The sequence below is a fragment of the Pseudoduganella rivuli genome, assembly GCF_009674485.1.
Lineage (GTDB): Bacteria > Pseudomonadota > Gammaproteobacteria > Burkholderiales > Burkholderiaceae_D > Rugamonas > Rugamonas rivuli_B.
Genome location: NZ_WKJJ01000011.1, coordinates 266,969 through 289,415, shown reverse-complemented (window position 1 = coordinate 289,415; position 22,447 = coordinate 266,969). Strand labels below are relative to the sequence as shown.

The window sequence follows — 22,447 nt, the reverse complement described above, 5'->3', positions numbered from 1 at the left end:
CCAGCTCGAGGGCATCAACAACAAGATAAAGGTAATGAAACGGATGGCCTATGGCTATCGCGACTCGGAATTCTTCTTCCTGAAGATCAAAGCAGCGTTTCCCGGCAATCCGTGAAGAACCTTTTTTATTTCAGCTCAGCTTGCGGCGGCGCGCCACCATGCCCAGGACGCCGAGGCCGGCCAGCAGCATGCCATAGGTTTCCGGTTCCGGTACCGGCGTGGTGACCATGTCGCGTGCGAACAGGGTCAGGTTGCTGAAGCCCGGATTGTTGGCCTGGCCATTGCCCACCGTCCAGTTGATGGCCCACGTACCGTTCAGGGTCTGGCCCGGCAAGATGGCCTGGTTGTCGAACAGCCACGCGCCACCCTGGTTACCCGCATGCATGGCGAAGGCCAGGTCCAAGGTCACCGACGAGGTCATGCTGGTATTGGTGACACTCCATCCGCCACTGGTGCCGCTGGGCGGCGTGAACGTGAAGGTCAGGGGGCCGGTATTCTGCAAACCCGAGCTGCTGTCGAGCTTGTCCAGCAGCGACCAGGTGCCGCTGCCGTACGGCGCGAATGGGGCGTCAAAACCACTGGTGTCGCCATTCGGGCCGGCATGCGGATTCCAGCCGGCCATGTATGCGAAGGCGTCGGCGGGGTCACCCGCCAGCGTCACGTCGTTAACGGATGCCGTGCCAATGTCTGCGGATGCCGCGCCCGCCCATAACAGGCTGGCGGCGGCGAGGCTAAGTGTATGGCTCAGAGTTTTGTTCATGTAAGTCTCCAGGTTGACAGGACGGGTGATTGTGATATTTACGACAATGTTGCAATAACAAGAGTAGCATGAACTCAGCCTGGCATCCTTTTGGTCGACATTCAATTGTGCGATGCAAGTATTTGTTTTAAAAGAAATAATTTACTTTCAGAATGAAAGTAGATGGGGCAAGACACGCAATGCGCTCTGAGGTGTCATGGACAGCGCCTCACCTTTGCCCGAGGGAGTTCTAGTCCGAATTGACGTAGGTGCGCCCGCGCCTTTGCCGAATAATCCCCTGCATACAACTACCGGGGGAACACCATGTCGCTGTCCAACCTGAAGATCGGCACCCGGCTGGGGCTGGGCTTTGCCGCCGTGCTGGCCTTGCTGGCCGCCATCCTTGCCACCGGCCTGGTTTCACTGGCCCGTATTGGCAGCCATACGCAAGACATCGTCAGCGATAAAAACGTGAAAATGGCGGCCGCCAATGCCATGACGGGCCACGTGCGTGCCATTGCGCTGGGCGCGACGGCGATGATGGTGGTGCCGGACCTGCAAATCAACGATGAGCTCGACAAGGTGGCCGAAGCCCGCAAGCGCTATGGCGCGGCCCGCGAAGCGCTGGTGCGGCTGCACATGGATGAGCGCGAAAAACAGTTGCTGGCGCGGGCCGACGATGCGCTGAAGGCCAGCCTCGCCAAGAACGAGCACATGCTGGCTCTGCGCCGCAATGGCGAAACCCAGGATGCCGCCGCTTACCTGACGGATCAGGCGGGCCCCGCGCTGAAAGCCGTGCTGGCCGCGTTCGACCACTTGATCGCGCATGAAACCGCGCTGGCGACGCAGGCCGGCGCACAGGCCGGGCACGTGGTGGCGGCGTCGCAAACGCTGCTGCTGGGACTGGGAGTGCTGGCAGTGGCGCTGGGCGCGGCGGTGGCGTGGTACATCACGCGGTCGATCACGGCGCCGCTGGCGCGCGCCATCGCCGTGGCGGAAACCGTGGCGGCGGGTGACCTGTCGTCGCGCATCGATGCGCAGGGCGAAGACGAAACCGGCCGCTTGCTGCGCGCACTGAAAGCCATGAACGACAGCCTGCTCGGCGTCGTGGGGCAGGTCCGTGCGGGCACCGACGCCATCACCACGGCGTCCGGTGAAATCGCCGCCGGCAACATGGATTTATCGGCGCGCACGGAGCAGCAGGCCGCATCGCTGGAAGAAACCGTGGCCGCCATGCAGGCGCTGACGTCCACCGTCGAACGCAATGCCGGCCACGCGCAGCAGGCCGACCGCCTGGCGCAATCCGCGTCCGGCGTGGCGGCCAAAGGGGGCGCCATCGTGTCGCAGGTGGTCGACACCATGGGCGCCATCCACGCCTCGTCGCGCCGCATCGTCGACATCATCGGCGTCATCGACGGGATTGCGTTCCAGACCAATATCCTGGCGTTGAACGCGGCCGTGGAAGCGGCGCGCGCGGGCGAACAGGGCCGGGGCTTTGCCGTGGTGGCGGCCGAAGTGCGCAACCTGGCGCAGCGTTCGGCGGGCGCGGCGCGCGAAATCAAGGAATTGATCGGGGCGTCGGTCGCCAATGTGGAGGCGGGCGCCAAACTGGTCACGGCGGCAGGCCAGACCATGGGCGACATCGTCGGCGGCATCGGCCGCGTGGCGGGCATCATGGGCGACATCACGGCGGCCAGCGCCGGGCAGACGCACGGCATCGGCCAGATCAACCAGGCCATCGCACAACTGGATGGCATGACGCAGCAAAACGCTGCGCTGGTGGAACAGGCGGCCGCGGCGTCGCACAGCTTGCGCGAACAGGCCGGCAAACTGGGGGAAGTGGTGCGGTTCTTTAAAACCGGCGAGGCCGGGGAGTCCGCCCCGCGACTGACCTTGCACCAGGGGCCCGCCGTAATGAGCGAGGCCGCTGACGATACGGCGCCGCAACGGGCCGCACGCCTGCCGGTCTATTGATCCCTCATGCAAATTGCGCATATCGAAACAGCAAAGGATTCGTTTTTTATTTTCCTCGCAGAAACTACACTTTCCGAAGTCGTTTCTATGAGGAAAATACGATGTTCCACCCCACCCTGAAAGTACGCACCCGCATGGCCCTGGGTTTCGGCCTGGTGTTCGCGCTGTTGCTGGCCATCTCCGCGCTGGGCTTGCACAACATGGGGCAGGCCCAGGCCAGCCTGGACCGGATCGTCCATGTCAACAACGTGGAAAGCCAGTTGGCGCTGGACATGCGGACCACGCTGAGCGCCCGCATGATCTCGCTGCGCAATCTCGCGCTGACCAGTGAACCGGCCGTGCTGCAAGCGGAGAAAGCTTCGCTGCAGCAGCAGGCGGCAAAATATGCGGCGGCGCAGGACAAACTGGAACGGCTGTTCGCCACGCACGCGGACCAGGGGGCGGCGGAACAAACCGTATTGAACACCATCCGCAGCCGCGAGCAGGCGGCCCTGCCGCTGATCGACAAGGCATCGCAACTGGCGCTGTCGCTGAAGACGGACGAAGCGGCGCGCGTCCTGATGCTGGACCTCGATCCCGTGCAAGTGAAATGGCGCGAAGCGCTGATCGACTTGCTGGCGCTCGTCGACCAGCGCAACCGTGCCATGGCCGATGAGGCCGCGGCAAGCTACCGGCGCAACCGCACGCTGCTGCTGGCACTGGGCGCGGCGGCGCTGGCGGCCTGCATCGCGGCGGCGGTGGTGATTTCGCGCGGCTTGCTGCGGCAACTGGGCGGCGAACCGGCGTACGCGGCACAGGTGGCGCGCAGCATCGCGGCGGGCGACCTGGGTGTCGAGGTGGCGACGGCGCCGCGCGACGAGGACAGCCTGCTGGCGGCCATGAAGACCATGCGCGACAGCCTGGCCGCCATCGTCGTGCAAGTGCGCGGCGGCACCGACGCCATCGCGTCCGCTTCCGGCCAGATCGCTTCCGGCAACAAGGATTTGTCGGACCGCACGCAAGAGCAGGCGGCGGCGCTGGAAGAGACCGTCACGTTCATGGAGCGCATTACCGCCACCGTGCAACGCAACGCGGACAGCGCCAGCCGGGGCAATGAACTGGCGGCAGCGGCATCGGACGTGGCGGCGCGCGGTGGCGACGTGGTGGCGCAAGTGGTCGGTACGATGAATGCGATCAACGCCTCGGCGCAAAAAATCGTCGACATCATCGGCGTCATCGACGGCATCGCGTTCCAGACCAATATTCTCGCGCTCAATGCGGCGGTGGAAGCGGCGCGTGCCGGCGAGCAGGGCAGGGGCTTCGCCGTGGTGGCGTCCGAAGTGCGCAGCCTGGCGCAGCGCAGCGCGTCGGCGGCGAAGGAAATCAAGGCGCTGATCGTCGATTCCATGGAAAAAGTCGACAGCGGCAGCAAACAAGTCGATGCGGCCGGCGCCACCATGGACGACGTGGTGGCCAGCATCGGCCGCGTCACCGGCATCATGGCGGAAATCGCACAAGCCAGCCAGGAACAGCGGGACGGCATCGGGCAGGTGAACCGGCAAGTGACGGACATCGACGACGCCACGCAGCGCAATGCCGCGCTGGTGGAGCAGGTGACGGCAGCGGCCGAAGCGCTGCACGAACAGGCGGGCAGCCTGGCGCGGGTGGTCAGCGTGTTCAGCCTGGCGGACGACGGACTCGTCGCCAGTGAAGGTGCAACGCAAGTGCTGGCTTTCCCCGCCAGGGCGCGGCAGTTGCCGTCCGCCGCCGGTAACGACGCAACCGTCCCGGCCCGCCGCGCGGCCTGAGCCGCTTGCACGGTTACACGGTAACGACTATCTTGCCGAACTGGTTGCCGGCTTCCAGAGAGCGGCGGGCCTCCACCATGTCGCGAATATCCTGCTGCGCCTGCGGCCCTTCGCCTGTAGCAGAAAATTTCACATAGAATGGAAAAAATGCCAGGGGATAATCCATGCACATCGAGCCAGGAATGCACACGCCAGCGCCGGCCATTGCGGTGAACGGTAGCGACACGTTGCTGTACAAATTGTATGGTTGCCAGGACGACGCGGCGCAATGGACCATGGTGCTGAACCAGCTTTGCCGGGAAACAGGCGCGCGGTCCGCCGTGTTGCAGAGCCTTAAACGGCGCGGCGCGCGGCTGGCGATCGCTTGGACCGCCGCCGATTCCTATACGCTGGGGCGTGATGCGGTGCCGCCGGCCGGCATCGGCGATGAAGACAATCCCCGGCTGGATGTGCGCCGCATTGCGCGCGGCCTGGACCGGGTCGCCCGCGACGAAGACTTGTTCGACCGTGACGATCCGGCCCGGCGCCGGCTGCACCAGCAACTGGCGCAGCGCAGGATGGGACGCTTCATGGGCAGCTTGCTGCAGCTCGATGCCGATACGTACCTGGGACTGGCGCTGCATCGCGCCATCGATGACAGCGAAGATTTTTCCGCCGCCCAGGCCGGGCACCTGGCCATGCTGGCGCCGCATTTTGGTCAGGCGCTGGCCTTGCAATGGAGGCGACGGGCGGAGGACGAGTTGGACCGCCGGCTGCGCCGCCATGTCGACCGTATGCGCGATGGCTTGATCGTTTGCGACGGCACTGGGCAGGTGCAATGGATGAACCAGCGCGCCCGGTGGCTGTTGCAGGTGTTCTCCGGCCTGCAATTGCGCGATGGCCGCCTGCACGCACCCGGTGCGGCCGCCGTGCGCCTGCAACGCGACCTGGCCGAGCTGGCGGCCGGCGCCGGCGGCAGCCGTTACCTGGCGCTGGGGCAGGGCAGGGATGGCCTGCACCTTGCGCTGCAGGCCGCGGATCGGGAGTGGGCCCCCTCCGGCGCCGCGCCGGTCTTCCTGTGGGTGACCGCGGCGGCGGCCGATGTCCAGGTGCCTGCCGCCGCCATTGCCGCGCTGTTCGGCCTGACGCAGGCGGAAGCGAGCCTGGTCGCCGGCCTGGTGGCCGGCGACACCCTGGAGCAATATGCGCAGCGGAGGGGTGTGACGCTGGGCACGGTGCGCGGTCAACTGAAGCAGGTGCAAGCCAAGACGGGCGCCGCGCGGCAGGCGGAACTGGTGCGCATGGTGCTGGCGTCGGCCGCCGCGCAGGCGCCCGCTATCCCGTGGCCTTCCCTGGCCGGCGTGGCCAGGCCCTAGAACACCCAGGCCGCGCGCAACGCCAACTGCGTGCCCTGGGAGCGGTTCCTGGCGCCGAACTCCTTGTAGGCATGGATCCACACGTTGGGCAGGCCCGAGCGGGGATCGAAGAAGTTGAGGGCGGGACCGAGAGCCGTGACGCGGGCGCGGTTGCCGTTGGCCAGCCCGGTCGCATCATCGTCGCTCAACTGGCGGTAATGGTAGCCGCCCAGGCCGGCCGTATACGCGCCGACGTGCTGTCCCAGCGCGAACTCGTGCTGCCACTCGGCGCCCGAGCGGTAGCCGGTGGCGTGGTTGCGGGTATTGAAGTTGACCTGGATGGTCGATGACACTTCAAAGCCGCTTGATCCGATACGGGTGAATGCGTAGGTGGGCGACCAGGTCCAGTGGTGATTGCCCGGATTGGCCAGGCGGTTCTTGTCATAGCTCCCGGTGGGCGCCTGCACTTGCAGCGCCGCATACTGGAACCAGCCCGCACCGGCCCATTGCAGGATCACCGGCACCAGGCTGACGTCGCCCAGGGCTGTCTTGCTGCCAGCGAGGTCGAGCCGGCCGGCCGGCGTCGGGACGCCGAGACCGAGTTTCATGTCCAGCAGCGGCAGCACCGCCGCGTAACCATATTGCGCGCCGAGGAATTCATGGCGGGTCATTTTAATGATGGCCACGCCGACGCTGTTGACGTCCAGGTCGGTTGTCACCGGTGAGCGGTTGCCGCTGTTGTCGCGTAACTGGCTGGCGTGGTAGAAGGTGCTGCGCACGCCGACCGCCGCCACGTCGGACGGCGGCGGCATGATGCCGGCGCCAAAATCGGTGACGCCGAACGGCGTGATGGGTGCACCGCCTTCGACCGCGGCGGCCGAACCGGCCAGGCACAGCAGGGGAAGCAGCAGGGATGCCGCGCAGAATTTACGGGTGTTCATGTGGATACCTATGAGATGGGTGTGGGAATTGGCAAAAGGGCGGTTCACTCGCCGCGCGGATAGACCTGGCGGCCCCGGAAGAACGTCTGTTTCACGGTGGCCTGGTGGATTTGCGTGGCGGGGACCTTGAACAGGTTGCGGTCGAGCACGATGAAGTCGGCTGATTTGCCTACTTCGATGGATCCGGTCTCGCGGCCCAGTCCCATGGCTTCGGCGCTGTTGAGGGTGTAAATGCGCAGCGCGGTGGCCAGGTCGACCGCCTGCTCCGGCCACAGTGCGCCGGGGAACGCACCGACCGGATCGCGCCGCGTGACCAGTCCCTCGATGCCCATCCATGGATTTGGCGTGGCCTGGCCGGCAGGCCAGTCGGAACCGCCCGCCACCAGCGCGCCGGCCCGCGTCAGGTCCCGTATCGGGAAGATGTGCGCCGCGCGCTCCGGTCCGATCGCCATGGCGGTGGCCATGCCGATGCCCGTGGGGTACCAGATCATCGGCGAGATGTCGGCGCTGACGCCCAGCTGGCGGAAGCGCGCGAGATCGCTGCCGGCGATGAAGCTGGCGTGGGCGATCTGGTGGCGCTGGCCGGGCATGCCGTTGCGCTGGCGCACCGCCTCGACCGCGTCCAGCGCCAGCCGCACCGAACCATCGCCGGTGGCGTGGATCTTGACCGGTATGCCACGCCGGTCGAATGCCGCCAGCAAGTCCACCAGTTGCGCACGCGTGTAGTTGCTCTGGCCGTGGAAATGCGCGCCGTGTTCCGCATCGGGCAGGTAAGGAGCCAGGAATTCGGCGGTGCGGGCCGGCGGTATGCCGTCAAGGAAGATCTTGGCAAAGTCCGGCCGCAGGTTGGAGCCGCGATAGGTGTCGCGCCCGTCCGCCAGCGCCAGGCCGGTGCGCTCTGCCGGATCGGCTGCGGGCATGGTGGACAGCGACGCGACCAGGTGCAGCGGCAGGCCCGGGCCACGGTCGACCTGGCTCCAGATGCGCAGCGTTCCCTCCGAGGTGAAGGCGTCCTGCACGCCCGTGATGCCCACCGCATTGAGGGTGGCGCCGGCGGCCCTGGCCGCGTTCAGCTGGCGCGCTTGCGTGCGTGGCGGGATCTGCCGTTCCAGCGCCAGGAACGCCGGGAATTCCTTGAACAGCCCGGTTGGCTGTCCGCTGTCCGCATCCCTGGCGATGATACCGCCGGCCGGATTGGCGCTGGATGCGCCGATACCGGCGCGTTGCATGGCTTCGCTGTTGGCCCAGCGGTTGTGGAAGGTTTCGTCACGCAGCAAGACCGGGTGGCCGGCGCTGGCGCGGTCCAGCGCCGCCAGCATGGCCGGCGTCGAGATGTCCGCCATCAGCGTGCTGCTCCAGGCGCCGCCCACGACCCAGTCGCCCGGTTCCGCCCTGGCGGCGCATTCGGCCACCCGTGCCAGCACCTGGGCGGGCGTGGCCGATGGCGCGAAGTTACAGGCATATAAGTCTTCGTAGGCGCCGTCCAGTGGATGGCCATGCACATCGTTAATGCCTGGCATCGCCATGGCGCCGTGCAAATCGATGACGCGGGTCTGCGGGCCCGCCAGCGCGGCGACGTCGGCGTTGCCGCCGACGGCGACGTAGCGGCCGCCCCGCACGGCGAACGCCTCGGCCCAGGGTTTGTTGCCCTGGACGGTATAGATACTGCCGTTGCGGACGATGAGTTCCGCCGGCACCGCTGGCGCGCCCGTCGCGGGTATTGCTGCCATGGCCATCAGCCACGGCAGCAGCACGGCGCCGATGCGGGCCGCCAGCGGCCGTACATGCTTGTTTTGCTGCATGATCTCTCCCTGTTTTGGTTTGGTGATAACTGCCGGAGCCAGTCTAGGGACGTGGCTGGGGGCGGTCATCTACCAAATGGGAGGTAATCATGCGGCCGGAGGCGGGGCGTTACAGCGGCGAGTCAGCTCCTGCCGGTGCGGCGGATCAATGCCGCCAGCGCGGCTGAGAATTGCTCCGGCCGCTCCAGACTGGATACGTGGCCGCAGTCCTGCAAGACCGCTACCTGCGCTTGCGGCAACTGTTCGCGCAATGCAAAAGCGGTATCTTCCCGGTCGCCGCGCACGATCAGTACCGGCATCGCGGGCCTGACGTCGGCCAGCCGTTGCCGTACCGACCGACCCAGCAGCAGCCGGGGTTCCACATGCAATGGCTGCCATGCCCGCCATTCGTCGATCATGCGCCACAGCGGCTGGCGCAGGGCGTCGCGTCCGCTTCCGCTGCGATTGACCAGGCCGTCCAGCCATTGCTGCTTGAATTGGACGATGCCTTGTTTACGGATGGATGCAATTTCGGCCTGCCGCTGCTCCAGCCCCGCCGCGGTCCAGGGCTCGTCAGGCCCCGGCACGTCAAAGAAGTCGCCGCCGGCCATGGTGGCGCTCAGTACCCGCTCCGGGTACAGGGCGATGAAATCAGTGACGACAAACCCGCCCAGCGACAATCCCGCCAGGTGCGCGCGGCGGATGCCCAGTGCATCCATCAGCTGGCGCAAATCTTCCGCATGCAGGAATGCCTGGCCCTCGGCGGGATCGCTGGAGCGCCCATAGCCGCGCAAGTCATAGCGGATCACGCGGTGGCGGCGCGCGAACGCGGCAACCTGGGGTTGCCACTGGCGCCGGTCGAAGCTGTGGCCATGCAGGAATATCAGCGGTTCGCCGTGGCCGCTTTCCTCGGCGTACAGCTTGGCGCCGCTGACGGAGACCACGGTGCGCCTGGTGGCGCGGTCCGGCGCGTCGGCGATGGCGTCGCGCACCATCGGCGCATAGATCGTCGAACCAAGGAAAGTGCTGTAGCCATCGCGCAGCGCCTGTTCCACGTTGGCCTTGGCGATGACGACGCCCCACACGTTGGCCACCTTGTCGATCCACGCATAAGCGCCGGCCCAGCCGGGCGACGACAGCAGCAGGGGATGGCCGCCGCTGTCCACTTCCTCACGCCACTGCCCCAGGCCGTAAATGTCATTGCGCCGCTGCTGTCGCGCCGACTGCGTGTATTCGCCATCCCGCACCGCGGCGCCGCGCACCTGGTCCGCCTGCAATGCGCGGATGGCGTTCCGGCTCAATATGCGCCGGCCGCGATAGCGCCCCTGCTGCGACATCATCATCAGGAAGCGCGCGTAATCGCGTGCCGTCGTGAACAGTCCACCGCCCAGCATGGGACTGAAACCGGGTTCGCTTGACACCGGCGTGTAGCCGCTGTGTGTCATGCCCAGCGGCTGCGCGAGGCGCGACTGGAAGATCGCGTCGAACGGCTGATTCGCCGCGATTTCCGCCATGCGGCCCGCCACCTGCATTGCCAGGCCGCCATACTGGAACCGCGCGCCAGGCGCCGCCACCGCCGGCAGCGCGGCGATGTGGCTGACGGCGTCCTCCAATCTCTGGTAATCGTCGCGCCGCCGGTCCGCCGGCTGGTAGTCGGGATAGCCGGCCGTATGGGACAGCAACTGGCGCAGGCGCGCGTCGCCCTTGATATCGTCAAACTGCGGCAGGTATTTGCGCACCGGGTCATCCCACGACAGTTTTCCTTCATCGACCAGGGCGGCAATGGCGGCAGCCGCGGTCCACTTGCCGGTCGATGCCACGTGCAGCGCCAGGTCCGGCGCGCCGTTGCCGAAGCAGGCTTGATGCAGGATGTGTTCGCCGCGTCCGACGACCAGCGTCATGCCGTCGAACCAGCCGCGCCGCACGTGCTCGTGCAGGCGCGCATCGAGCCAGGAAAAATCCGCCGGCGCCGGCGCCGGCATGGCGTGCAGCGGCCTCAAGCCGGCGTATCCCAGGCCGGCGGCGCCGAGGTGGAGAAAATCGCGTCGTTGCATGTGATTCGCATGGAAGTATTAAAAAAACACCCCGGCCTTGCGGCCGGAGTGCGAAATACCGCGGAGAGGGAGGCCCGCAGTTCAGAACGTGTAGCGCGCCTGGACGCCAACGCGCTTATTCAGCGGCTGGTAATTGGCCTGGTTGTGGGGATTGCCGTAATACGTTTCCCCCACCGCGCCATTCAGGTTGACCGCATCCAGCACCACCGACAGCTGTTTGGTGACGTCATAGCCGATCGAGAAGTCCAGCGTGCCCGATGCCTTGGCAAAAATCGGCACACCCTGGGCGCCGGACGACGTGGTCGACGCCACGTAGCCGTTGCGCCAGTTATAGGCCAGGCGCGCCTTGAACTTGTCCTTTTCATACATGGCGATCAGGTTGTAGCTGTTCTTCGACAGTCCTTCCAGCGGCACGGTCTTGCCGGCCACCGCCGTCGCGGCCTGCGACTCGACATAGGTGTAGTTGGCCTGCATGCCAAGGCCATCGAACGGCGCCGGCAGCATGTCGAAGAATTGCTGGTAGCCGGCTTCCAATCCCTTGATCCGGGAGGTGCCGGAGGATTTGAAGGTCGACACGTTATACTGCTCGCCGTTGATCATGCGCTGCTCGGCCACCGTCTGGATAAAGCCATCGACCTTTTTGTGGAACGCGCCCAGGTACGCCACGCCGTTGCGGCCGAAGTAATGTTCCAGCGACAGGTCGAGGTTCTTCGACGTGAATGGCTGCAGCGCGGGGTTGCCGGCGCGGGCATCATGCTGAACCTGGTTGGTGATGGTGGTGGCGGCGCTCATCAGACCGAAGTTGACCGGCGCCAGCGTTTTCGACGCGCCAAGGCGGAGGTTGAGGTCGTTCCGCAAGGCCAGGTTGCCGTTATACGAAGGCAGGAAGTCGTGGCGGGTGGACTTGCTCGTTTGCAGCACCAGCGTACCGGCGGCGTTGGCGCCATACGATTCGCCATACAGGCGGGTCTCGATGGCGCGCACACCGAGATTGCCCGTCAGCGGCATCCCGGCAACGTCAACCTCGTAATTGATCCTGGCGTACGCCGCCAGCGTCTTTTCATTGTTCAGCTGGTCCTGGTCTTGCGTGAATTGCTCGGATGCCGGCAAACCATACAGCGAGCGCAGCGCGGCCTGGCTGCGCACCGCCGAGGTGGCGAACGTCCAGTACGGGCCGATTTGCCGCGATTCGGCCGCAGGCACCTGGTGCAGCAGCGCGGGATCCACATTGGCCATGCTGGCAGTGCCGCCGCAACTGGCGATGCAATAGAAATTCACGAAGCCGAACGAATGGCGGGTGTAGTCATTGGCGCGCACGCCGAAGTCGATCGACTGGAGCATGCCGCCGTCCAGCCGGTAGTTCGCATCGAGCGTCGCCGACGTGTTGCGTTGCGTGCCGTCCAGCTGGATGGCCAGCAAGTAGTTCGGATGGTAATTCGCCAGGTTGTTGAGGTCGACGCCGCTGACCGACAGGCCGTAAGGCGCGCCATCGTTCAGCGTCATTTTCATGCCGGGAATGGTGGCGTTGATGCCCCATTCGTACAAGCTGTTCACCACGGCGGTTTCATTGTGCGCCAGGCGTCCCTTGATGGTCAGCGGGCCCCGGTTGTTCCACTTGCCGCCGATGTCGAACAGCCTCGATTTGCGGTGTTCATCGCCGACCACGGACGTATCGGTCATCGAGTTGTTGATAAACGTCCCGCTCCGCAAATTGTCGCTGCCGTCGCTGTTACTGTCGCCCCACAGCGTGAACGGGGCGGCCGCGGTACCGTGGTACACGCGCGCGGTCTGGAAGTTGTTACGCAGCAGGTAATCGATATGGATATAGTTGGCGAACAGGTTCAGGTCGGCGTTGGGGCGCCACTGGAACGACGCGACCAGGGTGTCGCGCTGGCGGTCGCCGTGGTGGCCATTACCGGTAAACATGCCGATCGGCAGGGTAACGGTCTTGCCGGAACCGGCAAAGTTCGACACCGCTTCGGTGCGCTCGACCTGGTTTTCAGTCAGGCCGTACACGCTCTCCGCATGCGCGACATTGACCAGCAAGCCCATTTCGCCGACACCGGTTTGCCAGCGGTCGCTGAACAAGGCCGACACTTGCCCTTTGGTCTTGTTCCCGGCGCCACCGTCCATCTTGTAATCCGTGGCTTTGGCGGACAGCGTCGCGTTCCGGCCCTTGAAGTCGAACGGCATGCGGGTGCGGATATTCACGTAGCCACCCAGGCCGCCTTCAATTTCATCGGCCGACGAGGTTTTGTTGACGTCGATGCCGGCCAGCACGTCGGCCGGCAAATCTTCCAGTCCGAAGCTACGGCCATTGTATTCGCCACCCGCGCCGAACATTTCCAGCCCGTTCAGCACAATCTTGTTCTGGCCCAGGCCGCGGATCTGGATCCCCGAGCCTTCGCCCTTGTTTCGGCTGAGTTGCACGCCGGGGATGCGTTGCGCCGCTTCCGCGATATTCTGGTCGGGCAGCTTGCCGATATCGTCGGCGACGATGGAATCGGAAATCGACTCGCCGTTGCGCTTGCGGTTGCGCGCATTTTCCAGGCTGGCGCGCATGCCGGTCACCACCACCACGGCCGGCTCGTCATTCTTCAAAGCGGCATCGGGCGGCGTCTCGTCGCCCTGTGCATAGGCCGCGCCGGCGCTGCCCAGCGCCAGCATCACGGCACAGCAAGTGGCGCGCCGTTGCATTGGAATTGTTGCTGTCATTGTATTATTCCTAATTGAGTCTTTGTCTGCATCGTGTTTGCGGGCCATCGACAAAATAAAAATGGCGCCGCTGGTATTCACGCGACTCGTCAGGGTGGTTCCGGACAACAGCTTTGCCAGCGCTTCGGACACAGTGAGGTTGCCATGCACTTCCGGTGTCTCGACGCCGGCGAGGTTCTCGCCGGACGCCAGTACGTTGACGCCGGCCTGGCGGGCAAACTCGGTGATCGAGTTCACCGCCGGACCGGACGGGATGTGAAACGGCTTCCGCACTTCCTGGGCCTGGGCTGCCTGCGGCAGGGCGGCAATGCCCACGCACAGGACAACAGCGGCTGTACTACGTACATGATGTGTGTGCACCATGCGCATCTCCTCTCGGACTAACCTCGATATCGCCGGAACTATGTTGCTCCGTTATCGATAACGACGGATGGCGGGATTTTTTCCTAGCGGTTCCTGCACTTATTTTTCAACCATGCCGGTCACCCGGCGCGAAGCGGTTCGCCTATGATGATCTGATCGGCAGTGACGTGGACCGACACGCCCAGCATGCTGCTGACGTCGCGCGCAAACAATTCCGGCGCGTCGATCTGGTACTGGCCGACCAGTTTCCTTTTACCCAGCGCGGGGTCGACGATGATGATCTTCTTCTGGCTGTAGCGGTTGAAGTCCGCCACCGCTTCGCTCAGCGTCTGGTTTTGAAAGACCACCTTGCCCTCCCTCCACGCGAGTTTCCGTTCGACTTCCGCCGGCTGGCGCGCCACGTTGATGTCGGCGGCCCGGTCCGGCACAAATGCCCTGTCGCCCGCCTTCAGCAAACGCACCGGCGCCGCGCCATCGCCGCTCCACACTTCCACCGAGCCTTCCGTGACCAGCACTTCGGCGCCATTGCCATAGCGCCGCACGCCGAAGGCCGTGCCGACCGCGCGCACGCGCACCTGGCCCGCTTCGACGATGAAGGGTTTGGTTTTGTCCCTGGCCACCTGCAGCCACACTTCGCCGCGCCGCAATGTCATCTGCCGGCGGTTTGGCGTTTGCTTCCACTCCAGCTGGCTGCCGCTGTTGATGTCCGCCACGGACTTGTCCGCCAGCGGTACTTTGCGGAATTCGCCCTTGGCCGTGCTGAGCACGAGCGTGTCCGCCGCGGCGGGCAGCAGGCCGGCGGTGGCCAGCACGGCGGCGCCGGCCGCGATCGCGCCGGTTGTGATCCATTTGCGGCGCGAAGCGGTTTGCTTCCAGGGCGCGGCGGCCCATTCCACCTCGAGGCGTTCGCGTTTCGGGCGCAGCGTTTGCGGCACCATGGCGCGGCCCAGCGCGTGGTCGATGGCGCGCGCCCGCAAGTAAGCGCCCTGGTGGCGCCTGTCCGCCGCCAGCCACGCGTCCAATGCCGCGCGTTCGGCCGGATCGAGTTCCTGCCGCGACTGGCGCGTTACCCATCGCAGGGCTTCATCATCGATCATGGACATGGCGTTTCCTGGCGGTGGGTTGCTTCCTGGCAGGCGTTTCCTGGACGCCGACGCGGGCGATCATGTCGGAGATCAGGCGCATGCCCCGCATGCTTTCCTGCTCCACCACACCTTCCGACACTTGCAGCGACTCGGCGGTCTCGGCTTGCGACAGGCCATAGATCCGCCTGGCCGTAAACACTTCCTTGCAGCGTTCCGGCAGGTTGGCAATCAGGCCGAATACCCAGCGCAGCTCGGCCCGGGCGAGGGCTACCCGCTCGGTCGAGGGCGCGCTGTCCGCCATGTCGAGCTCTTCCAGGTTGGCCACGGATTCAATGCTGACGACGGCGTCGCGCCGCATCCGGTCGAACACGATATTGCGCGCTATGCGTACCAGGAAGCCTTTGGGTTCAAGCACATGATCGAGCTTGCCCTGTTCCAGCACCTTGTAGTAAGTCTCCTGGATCACGTCGTCCACTTCGGCCGGTCCGCTGCAGACGCGCCGCAGCATCCTGCGCAGTTCGGCTTCGAACGGCAGGAAATTCGACGTCACCCATTCGACGATGTCATCGCCCATATGTTTTCCCAATATGTTGCTGTCGTAGAGGTAGACGGATGAAGAGAATTTTTCCTACCCAGGCGTGAAAATAAAACGCAAAAACCCGGCCATGGGCCGGGCGGTCGCGGTACGACTGGGACCTTAGAACGCCATCCGCAAGCCGGCATTGATCCGGCGTCCCACGCTTTCCATGGTCAGGAACATGCTTTCAGTATCGGCATACTCGTGCATCTTCGAATTGCCCAGGTTGATGACGTCCGCATAAACCGATGCGGTCGGCGTCAGGTTGTAGCGCAGGCTGGCGTCGGTCTGGCCATAGGCGGAGCGGGTGCGGGGCAGGGTGCTGCCGCCGCCGCAATCGACCGCGAAGTGGTTGCGCCAGTTGTAGCTGACGCGCGCCTGGAATTTCTCGTTCTCGTAGAACAGCGACGCGTTATACGATTGCTTGGACAGGCCCGGGTAGCCGCACGCATTGGCCGTGGCGCCGCCGTTGCGTTCCGCGCTGGCGTCGACGAAGGTGTAGTTGGCGGCCACGCCATAGCCGCGCAGCCAGCTGACGGCGCGGTCGAACGCGTACTGGCCGGCGATTTCCAGGCCCTTGATCTTGCCGCTCTGGCCATTGCGGATGCGGGTATCGTGCACCACTTCACTGTATTGCGGGATGCGGATATCGACCAGTTGCTGTTCCAGGAAGTTCGACACCCGTTTGTGGAACACGGCCGCGCTGACGTAGCTGGTCTTCGACAGGTACCATTCATACGACAAGTCCAGGTTTTTCGATTCCATCGGCTTCAGGTATGGATTGCCGCCGCCGGTCTGGACGTCGCCGAAGCGGCCGCCGTACCAGTTGTCGACACCCATCTGGTTCAGCGTCGGACGGGTCTCGGTCTTCGAGGCGCCCAGGCGCAGCATGGTGTCTTCCGTGAGGTCATACTTGAAGTTTGCCGACGGCAGCACGCTGTTGTAGCTGTTCCCGACCGACGTCACCGCCGACGGCCCCCAGTTCAGGATGTAGGTGGTGTCGTTCGGGCTTTTCGTGGCCGACAGCAAGGTGCGGCTGATGCCGGTCGACGTGGAATTGACGTGCACCACCCGCACCCCGGCGTTGGCGGACCAGCGTTCGCCCTCCCACTTGGTGTCGACGAAGAAGCTGGATACTTTTTCCAGCACGCGCCACATGTTCGGCTTGGTGTAGTCGATCGCCATCGGGCCGTCCGGGAAGCGGGTCTTGTCGAGGTAATAGGCCGGGTCGTTGGACTTCGCCAGCGATGATGGCTGGTTCAGGTAGGCCATGTACGCGTTGGGATCGAAGCTCAGGTACGAGGCCGGCACCTGCACGCCGCCGCCGAACGGATTGCCCAGCGGCGTGACGGTAAACAGGCTGGCCGGCAGCGGCAGGTGGTAGCCGCTGAAGGCATTCCACGAATCGCTGCCCCAACTGCTGCGTCCCACCTTGCGCTGCTGGTAGCCGGCGCCGGAATCGAGTCCCTTGAAGGCGCCCAACTCATGGCGCCACGACAGGTGCAAGCGGCCTTCCTGCACCGCATCGGAAAAGCGCACATCGTTATTCGACACCGCATGCGCGCGCACCAGGCCCGGGTCGGCAATGCCGTCGCCGAACACCAGGGACGGCGTCGCGCCGAAGGTCAGCACATCGCTGTTTTTCGGCACCATGCCGGCCACCACCCACATGTCGGGCGATTTTGACGTGGTGCGCGATGCGGACACATCGCCCTCGAGTTTCAAATCATCCGACAGTTTCCATTTCGAGTTCAGGCCGCCGGCCTTGGTGATCGACAGGCGGTCGCCGCCCTTGACGATCATGTCGTTCGAGTTGGCGTCGGTGAGGGCCTTGCCATCGCCGACCAGGGCCGGATTGTTGGCGTAAAAATTCGCGCCGGGCCGGATGAAACTGGTGACCTGGCCGCTGCCGTCGGACTTCACGGCCACCTGCACCGGATTGTTCCAGTCGCTGATGGCGATCACGCTGTTGCGCTGGTTGAGGCGGGAGTACAGCGCGTCGGCGGTGAGTTTCCAGTTATCGGACGGGTTGTATTGCACCGTCAGGTTGGCCACCAGGCGCTTGCGGGTCTCGTCTTCCTGCTGGTAGCCGAAGCTTTGCGGCATGTACAATTTTTTGGTGGTGACGTCGGCCATCGTCAGTCCTTTGGAATTGGCGTCGCCGTTGATGATGGCGACATCGCGGTAATTCCACGCGTCGGTGATGGCCTTGTTCTGCTTGGACGCGCGGTCGGTGTACGACAGCGAACCGGTCACGCCGAAGTCTTTGCGGTCGTTGGCAAAGGTGTACATGCCGCTCAGGTTCGGCGTGTTCTTGCGCGAATTGGAATCCCACGAATCGGAGACGTTGACCACCGACGTGTGGCCGGCCTTGCCCGACAATGGCCGCGCGGTCTGGATGTCCACGGTCGAACCAATGCCGCCTTCCGGCAGGAACGGTTGCGACGTTTTATAGACCAGCGCCTTGGAAATCAGGTCGGACGACAGCAGGTCGAACGAGAATTCGCGTCCGCCCGTATCGCTGGTGAGGGTGCGGCCGTTGACCAGCACGTTGTTGAATTCGGGCCCCAGGCCGCGCACGGAAATATAGCGGCCTTCGCCGTTGTTGCGCTGGATTTGCACGCCGGTCACGCGCTGCAGCGATTCCGCGATATTCGTGTCCGGAAATTTGCCGGCGTCCTCGGCCGATACCGCGTCCACCACGCCTTCCTGCAGGCGCTTGGTCGATACCGACGACGCCAGCGACGCGCGGATGCCGCTGACCACCACGGTCGCCGTGTTGTCGGTGGTGTTGTCTGTGGTCTGCGCCACGGCGCCGGTTGCCAGCAGTTCGGCGATCAGTGCTGCCAATACGGATTTACGCATGCCATTCGTGCTCATTGCCATCGTTGTCTCCATGTCGTTATTGATTTTTGTGTAACTGCCAACGCATGGTAGGGACAGATATAGAAAGGAACTAATGACTTTTTATTACTAATCTATATGAAAAGAGCATAGGAATCGGCCCGGAGCTGAGTTGATTGGGAGTAACTGTTTCCGGGCCACGCAGTGTTAATTCTTGTTGGAATTGGCCCGGCGCAGGTTGGCGATCAACTCCGCGGGCACCTGGATCACGGTCCCGTGACGCACTCGCTGTGGCGTGCCTTCGTCGGGGAAGTGCATTTTGTCGCTCACGTCTTCCCAGTGCACCAGGTCGCGCGTGCGCATGGCGCCGTAGCGCCGGGTGGCGTAGGCATCGTAATAGACGACCAGGTCCTTGCCGACCTGTACCCCGGTCGGTCCCTCCACCCACAGGCCGGGCGGCGTGACCGGCTTGCCCGGTTTGCCGAAGGGGCCGGACACACTGGCGGCCGGCGCCACCTGCAGGTATTTGCGCGGCGGCTTGACGGTTTCATCCTTGACCAGCAGGTGGTTCTTGCCGTTGAACTTGACGAAGGTGGCGTCGATCACGCTGAAGCCGGGATCATAGAACAACCTGGTTGGCGTGAAGGTCTTGAAGTCTTTGGTCGTCGTGGCATACATGCGGTGGTTGTACTTTTCCTCGGAGGTGCCGTCGGTTTCAGTGAATTTTCCGGGCACGGTGGACGCCCAGAAAATCACGAATTCACGCTTCGCGTCGTCGTAGATGATTTCCGGCGCCCACGCATTGAGCACGCCTGCCTCGTGCGCCATCACCGGCAATTCCTTCTGTTCGGACCAGTGCACCAGGTCCGTCGACGAAGCGTAGCCGATGTTGTTTTCATTCCATCCGGACGTCCAGACCATGTGGTAGGTGCCGTCCGGGCCGCGCACGATGCACGGGTCGCGCATCAGCCTGGATTTGCCAACCGTCGGCGCCAGGTAGCTCTTGCCATCGCCCAGTTTTTCCCACGTGTAGCCGTCGCTGCTGGCGGCCAGGTGCAGGCCGTCTTCGCCATTCTGGACGAAATAGGTGAACAGGTAGGCGTCGGCGGCCTGGACGCTCGATAAAGTGAAGGCCAGCAGCGATGCGCACAGCATTTTTCGTGTAAGTGGGGACATGTTGAAATGTTCGCTTGTTGTGAATTGATATCGATAACACATTGTAGCAAACTTATAGGTGGCGCAGGTGCGTTCATTTACCTGCGAAGTCCCGAGTTCCATGCGCTAAACGCAACGTAATTGCACATATTTTGCATTGGACACAACATAGCTGCCGTCCGAGAATGCCCGGCATGCACAGGCTCCTGATTTCCGGCGGGCCTTGGCCACCGGAGAATTCATCATGACAGTCATACGGCCCGCGTGGCCTCCCCGTTCCATGCGCTACCTTGCGGGAATCGTCTGCGTCTGGCTGGGGATATCGCTGGCGGCGCCCGCGGCCCATGCGCAAACCGCGAACGGCGCGGCGCAGCGCCCCAATATCGTATTCATCCTGGTCGACGACGCGGGCTTCAGCGATTTCGGGGCCTACGGCGGCGAGATCGCCACGCCCAACCTCGACCAGATCGCCGCGTCCGGCGTGCGGCTGACGAATTTTCACACCGCATCAACCTGCGAAGCGTCGCGCGCCATGCTGATGAGCGGGATCGACAATCACCGGGCGGGCGCGGGCACGCTGAAGGTCGTGCAGGCGGAAAACCAGCGCGGCAAGCCCGGCTATGAAGGGTACCTGAGCGACCAGGCGCACAGCCTGGGGACGTTGTTGAAGGATGGCGGCTACGCCACTTTCTATGCGGGCAAGTGGAACCTGGGCGACGGCATTGCGCGCTCGCCCGGCGCACGGGGCTGGAGCCGCTATATCGCGCTGGAACAGACGGGGGCCGATAATTTCGAAGACGGCAAGATGTATGCGCCGCTGAACCTGAAGGCGGTGCGCTGGGAAGATGGCAAACAGGCGGCGCTGCCGGCCGGTTTCTTTTCGAGCAACCACTATATGGATCGGCTGATCCGGTATATCGACGAGGGGCGCGGCAACCATCAACCGTTCTTCGCGATGCTGGCCCCGCAAGCCGTTCACTCGCCGCTGCAGGCGCCCGATGCCGACATCGCGAAATACCTGCATCGCTACCACGGCGGCTGGGTGCCCATCCGGCAGGAACGCTACCGGCGCCAGGTGGAAATGGGCTTGCTGCCGGCAGGCCTGCAACTGACCCGTGCGCCCGGCGCGCGCGACTGGGATCGATTGAGCGCGGAAGAACGGCGTGGCTATGCCCGGAAAATGGCGGTCTTCGCCGCGATGCTGGACAACCTGGACCAGAACGTCGGCCGCCTGCGCGCGTATTTGAAGCAAATCGGCCAGCTGGATAACACGGCCTTTGTCGTCATGTCCGACAATGGCGCCGATCCGTATGAATTGAACCGCCTGAACCTGCCGTTCAAGCTGTGGTACAACGTGCGGTTCAACCTCGACCCGGAAACGCTGGGGCAAAAGGGCAGCTATGCGCACTATGGCCAGGATTGGGCGGAAGTGTCCAATACGCCGTTTGCGCTGTTCAAGGGGACGGCGGGCGAGGGCGGCATGCGCGTGCCATTCATGCTGAGCTATCCGGCCCGCATCCAGCCCGGCCAAATCAGCCATGGCTTCGCCTATGCGACGGATTTTCTGCCGACGATGCTGGACCTGGCGGGGATTCCCCTGCCGGGAGCGGACTATCGTGGACAGCGGCTGCACGCGCCCACCGGGACCAGCCTGATGGCGCACCTGGCGGGATTTCGGCCCGCCTTCCACGGGGGCGGCGAAGCGATCGGTTTCGAGGCGACCGGCGCGGAAGCCCTGTTCAAGGGCAAATACAAACTGGTGCGCAATACAGCGCCCTTTGGCGATGGCAAGCCCCGGTTGATCGACCTGGCGGCCGATCCGCTGGAGGCGAACGACCTGTCCGCCGGCAAACCGGAAGTGCTGCGGGACATGCAAGCGGAGATGGCGCAATACGTGCTGCAGAACGGCGTGATCCGGCCGCCGCCCGGCTTCAACGGGCCGCGCCAGGTCTTGATCAACAACTGGCCGATCCTGGCGCGGCAACTGGCGCCGATGCTGGCGGCCGCCGCCCTGGCGCTGGTGTTGGTGCTCGCGGGACTGGGGTTTGGATGGCGTCGGTGGCGACGGTCGCGCAACGGGGAGGCGGTGCAATGAAGACCTCGGTCATCGCGCTGCTGTTCAGCACCGCCACGGCCCTATCGGCGGTCCCGGCGGTCCCGGACGGCATGCGCCTGATCCCCGCCGGCCGTTTCGAGATGGGCAGCAACGCGGACATCGCGTGGCCGGAAGAGGGGCCGGCACACCGGGTCGTGCTGACGCGCGCGTACCTGATGGATGAAACGGAAGTCACCAATGCGCAATTCGCCCGCTTCGTGCAAGCCACCGGCTACCGCACCGTGGCGGAACGCCCGGTGCGCCTGGCGGACATCATGGCGCAATTGCCGCCCGGCTCGCCGCCCCCACCCCGTGACATGCTGCAACCCGGCTCGCTGGTGTTCACGATGCCGGCCGGGCCAGTGGATCTGCGCGACGTGTCGCATTGGTGGCGCTGGACGCCCGGCGCGAACTGGCGGCATCCGGAAGGGCCGGGCAGCGACATCCGCCGGCGCGCGGCGCATCCGGTCGTGCACCTGGCCTGGGGCGATGCCGACCGTTATTGCCGCTGGGCCGGCAAGCGCTTGCCGACCGAGGCCGAATGGGAACGCGCCGCCAGGGGCGGTGCCGACGGCCTGGATTATGTGTGGGGCAGCGAGGCGCCCAATGAGGCGGCGCCGAAGGCAAGTTGGTTCGCCAATATCTGGCAGGGACTTTTCCCGGTGCATAACACGGGCCAGGACGGCTATGTGTTCACCGCGCCCGTGAAATCGTACCGGGCCAATCCCTACGGCCTGTATGACATGGCGGGCAATGCCTGGGAGTGGACGGCGGACTGGTACGACCGGCAAGCCTATGCCGGATTGTCGAAGCGCGAGACCACCGATCCGCAAGGCGCGCCGCATCCGCTGGACGCATTGCGCAGAAAATCACAGCGTGGCGGATCGTTCCTGTGCCACGCCAGTTATTGCAACCGATACCGTCCGGCCGCGCGCCAGGGCGCGGCGGCCGACAGCGGCACGTCGCACGCCGGCGTGCGCTGCGCGAAGTCCGTCGGCTGAGC

16 protein-coding genes are annotated in these 22,447 nt (G+C 64.6%); 6 read left to right on the top strand and 10 right to left on the bottom strand.

The window, feature by feature from the left end; translation table 11 throughout:
- Positions 1–115: transposase (locus GJ700_RS19010; RefSeq protein WP_154376719.1), on the top strand; the 115-nt coding region annotated here is incomplete at its 5' end.
- Between the two features lie 15 nt (positions 116–130).
- Here the strand turns inward: GJ700_RS19010 and GJ700_RS19005 are convergent.
- The gene (locus GJ700_RS19005) at positions 131–760 is read right to left on the bottom strand and encodes an FxDxF family PEP-CTERM protein (protein WP_195763946.1); all 630 of its coding nucleotides are present in this window, start codon (positions 758–760) and stop codon (positions 131–133) included.
- Positions 761–1,063: 303 nt separating this feature from the next.
- On the opposite strand from GJ700_RS19005, the gene GJ700_RS19000 reads away from it, so the two are divergent.
- Together GJ700_RS19000 and GJ700_RS36130 are read left to right on the top strand one after the other, a co-directional pair.
- Entirely contained in the window at positions 1,064–2,713 is a 1,650-nt protein-coding gene (locus GJ700_RS19000) for a methyl-accepting chemotaxis protein (RefSeq protein WP_154376717.1), read from the top strand.
- A gap of 101 nt (positions 2,714–2,814) precedes the next feature.
- A complete protein-coding gene (locus GJ700_RS36130; RefSeq protein ID WP_154376715.1) occupies positions 2,815–4,500 on the top strand; it encodes a methyl-accepting chemotaxis protein in 1,686 nt (561 codons plus the stop codon).
- Positions 4,501–4,513: 13 nt separating this feature from the next.
- On the opposite strand, the gene GJ700_RS18990 is transcribed toward GJ700_RS36130, so the two are convergent.
- A complete protein-coding gene (locus GJ700_RS18990) occupies positions 4,514–4,666 on the bottom strand; it encodes a hypothetical protein (RefSeq protein WP_154376713.1) in 153 nt (50 codons plus the stop codon).
- Positions 4,667–4,682: 16 nt separating this feature from the next.
- Between GJ700_RS18990 and GJ700_RS18985 the strand changes: the two genes are divergently transcribed.
- A complete protein-coding gene (locus GJ700_RS18985; protein WP_195763945.1) occupies positions 4,683–5,855 on the top strand; it encodes a helix-turn-helix transcriptional regulator in 1,173 nt (390 codons plus the stop codon).
- Here the strand turns inward: GJ700_RS18985 and GJ700_RS18980 are convergent.
- The 8 genes from GJ700_RS18980 to GJ700_RS18945 all read right to left on the bottom strand — a co-directional run bounded on the left by GJ700_RS18980 (position 5,852) and on the right by GJ700_RS18945 (position 19,370).
- Positions 5,852–6,775 carry a SphA family protein gene (locus tag GJ700_RS18980; RefSeq protein ID WP_154376709.1) on the bottom strand — a complete coding sequence of 308 codons (924 nt, stop codon included), beginning with the start codon at positions 6,773–6,775 and terminating at the stop codon, positions 5,852–5,854. The genes GJ700_RS18985 and GJ700_RS18980 overlap by 4 nt on opposite strands.
- Positions 6,776–6,819: 44 nt before the next feature.
- Complete coding sequence (locus GJ700_RS18975; RefSeq protein WP_154376707.1) at positions 6,820–8,577, bottom strand: amidohydrolase; 1,758 nt, start codon at positions 8,575–8,577, stop codon at positions 6,820–6,822.
- A gap of 122 nt (positions 8,578–8,699) precedes the next feature.
- Complete coding sequence (locus tag GJ700_RS18970) at positions 8,700–10,610, bottom strand: alpha/beta fold hydrolase (RefSeq protein WP_154376705.1); 1,911 nt, start codon at positions 10,608–10,610, stop codon at positions 8,700–8,702.
- Between the two features lie 81 nt (positions 10,611–10,691).
- Entirely contained in the window at positions 10,692–13,688 is a 2,997-nt protein-coding gene (locus GJ700_RS18965; protein WP_195763944.1) for a TonB-dependent receptor, read from the bottom strand.
- Between the two features lie 119 nt (positions 13,689–13,807).
- Positions 13,808–14,791: a FecR family protein gene (locus GJ700_RS18960; protein ID WP_154376699.1), complete on the bottom strand. Its 984-nt coding sequence runs from the start codon at positions 14,789–14,791 to the stop codon at positions 13,808–13,810.
- On the bottom strand, positions 14,775–15,347 hold the full coding sequence (locus tag GJ700_RS18955) for an RNA polymerase sigma factor (RefSeq protein WP_229507098.1): 573 nt from the start codon (positions 15,345–15,347) through the stop codon (positions 14,775–14,777). The genes GJ700_RS18960 and GJ700_RS18955 overlap by 17 nt, the downstream gene beginning before the upstream one ends.
- Before the next feature lie 123 nt (positions 15,348–15,470).
- A complete protein-coding gene (locus tag GJ700_RS18950) occupies positions 15,471–18,236 on the bottom strand; it encodes a TonB-dependent receptor (RefSeq protein ID WP_154376697.1) in 2,766 nt (921 codons plus the stop codon).
- A gap of 165 nt (positions 18,237–18,401) precedes the next feature.
- Complete coding sequence (locus GJ700_RS18945) at positions 18,402–19,370, bottom strand: glycoside hydrolase family 43 protein (RefSeq protein WP_154376696.1); 969 nt, start codon at positions 19,368–19,370, stop codon at positions 18,402–18,404.
- Between the two features lie 223 nt (positions 19,371–19,593).
- Between GJ700_RS18945 and GJ700_RS18940 the strand changes: the two genes are divergently transcribed.
- Both GJ700_RS18940 and GJ700_RS18935 read left to right on the top strand, forming a co-directional pair.
- The gene (locus tag GJ700_RS18940; RefSeq protein ID WP_154376694.1) at positions 19,594–21,444 is read left to right on the top strand and encodes an arylsulfatase; all 1,851 of its coding nucleotides are present in this window, start codon (positions 19,594–19,596) and stop codon (positions 21,442–21,444) included.
- Positions 21,441–22,445 carry a formylglycine-generating enzyme family protein gene (locus GJ700_RS18935; protein ID WP_195763943.1) on the top strand — a complete coding sequence of 335 codons (1,005 nt, stop codon included), beginning with the start codon at positions 21,441–21,443 and terminating at the stop codon, positions 22,443–22,445. The genes GJ700_RS18940 and GJ700_RS18935 overlap by 4 nt, the downstream gene beginning before the upstream one ends.
- The last annotated feature ends 2 nt before the right edge of the window (positions 22,446–22,447 follow it).

Bases quoted from the DNA above. Each gene is read 5' to 3' on its own strand.
- GJ700_RS18935 (WP_195763943.1), top strand. From the start codon at position 21,441: ATGAAGACCTCGGTCATCGCGCTGCTGTTCAGCACCGCCACGGCCCTA.
- GJ700_RS36130 (WP_154376715.1), top strand. From the start codon at position 2,815: ATGTTCCACCCCACCCTGAAAGTACGCACCCGCATGGCCCTGGGTTTC.
- GJ700_RS18985 (WP_195763945.1), top strand. From the start codon at position 4,683: ATGCACACGCCAGCGCCGGCCATTGCGGTGAACGGTAGCGACACGTTG.
- GJ700_RS18950 (WP_154376697.1), bottom strand. From the start codon at position 18,236: ATGGCAATGAGCACGAATGGCATGCGTAAATCCGTATTGGCAGCACTG.
- GJ700_RS18965 (WP_195763944.1), bottom strand. From the start codon at position 13,688: ATGGTGCACACACATCATGTACGTAGTACAGCCGCTGTTGTCCTGTGC.
- GJ700_RS18990 (WP_154376713.1), bottom strand. From the start codon at position 4,666: ATGGATTATCCCCTGGCATTTTTTCCATTCTATGTGAAATTTTCTGCT.
- GJ700_RS18975 (WP_154376707.1), bottom strand. From the start codon at position 8,577: ATGCAGCAAAACAAGCATGTACGGCCGCTGGCGGCCCGCATCGGCGCC.
- GJ700_RS18945 (WP_154376696.1), bottom strand. From the start codon at position 19,370: ATGTCCCCACTTACACGAAAAATGCTGTGCGCATCGCTGCTGGCCTTC.
- GJ700_RS19000 (WP_154376717.1), top strand. From the start codon at position 1,064: ATGTCGCTGTCCAACCTGAAGATCGGCACCCGGCTGGGGCTGGGCTTT.
- GJ700_RS18940 (WP_154376694.1), top strand. From the start codon at position 19,594: ATGACAGTCATACGGCCCGCGTGGCCTCCCCGTTCCATGCGCTACCTT.
- GJ700_RS18980 (WP_154376709.1), bottom strand. From the start codon at position 6,775: ATGAACACCCGTAAATTCTGCGCGGCATCCCTGCTGCTTCCCCTGCTG.
- GJ700_RS18955 (WP_229507098.1), bottom strand. From the start codon at position 15,347: ATGGGCGATGACATCGTCGAATGGGTGACGTCGAATTTCCTGCCGTTC.
- GJ700_RS19005 (WP_195763946.1), bottom strand. From the start codon at position 760: ATGAACAAAACTCTGAGCCATACACTTAGCCTCGCCGCCGCCAGCCTG.
- GJ700_RS18960 (WP_154376699.1), bottom strand. From the start codon at position 14,791: ATGTCCATGATCGATGATGAAGCCCTGCGATGGGTAACGCGCCAGTCG.
- GJ700_RS18970 (WP_154376705.1), bottom strand. From the start codon at position 10,610: ATGCAACGACGCGATTTTCTCCACCTCGGCGCCGCCGGCCTGGGATAC.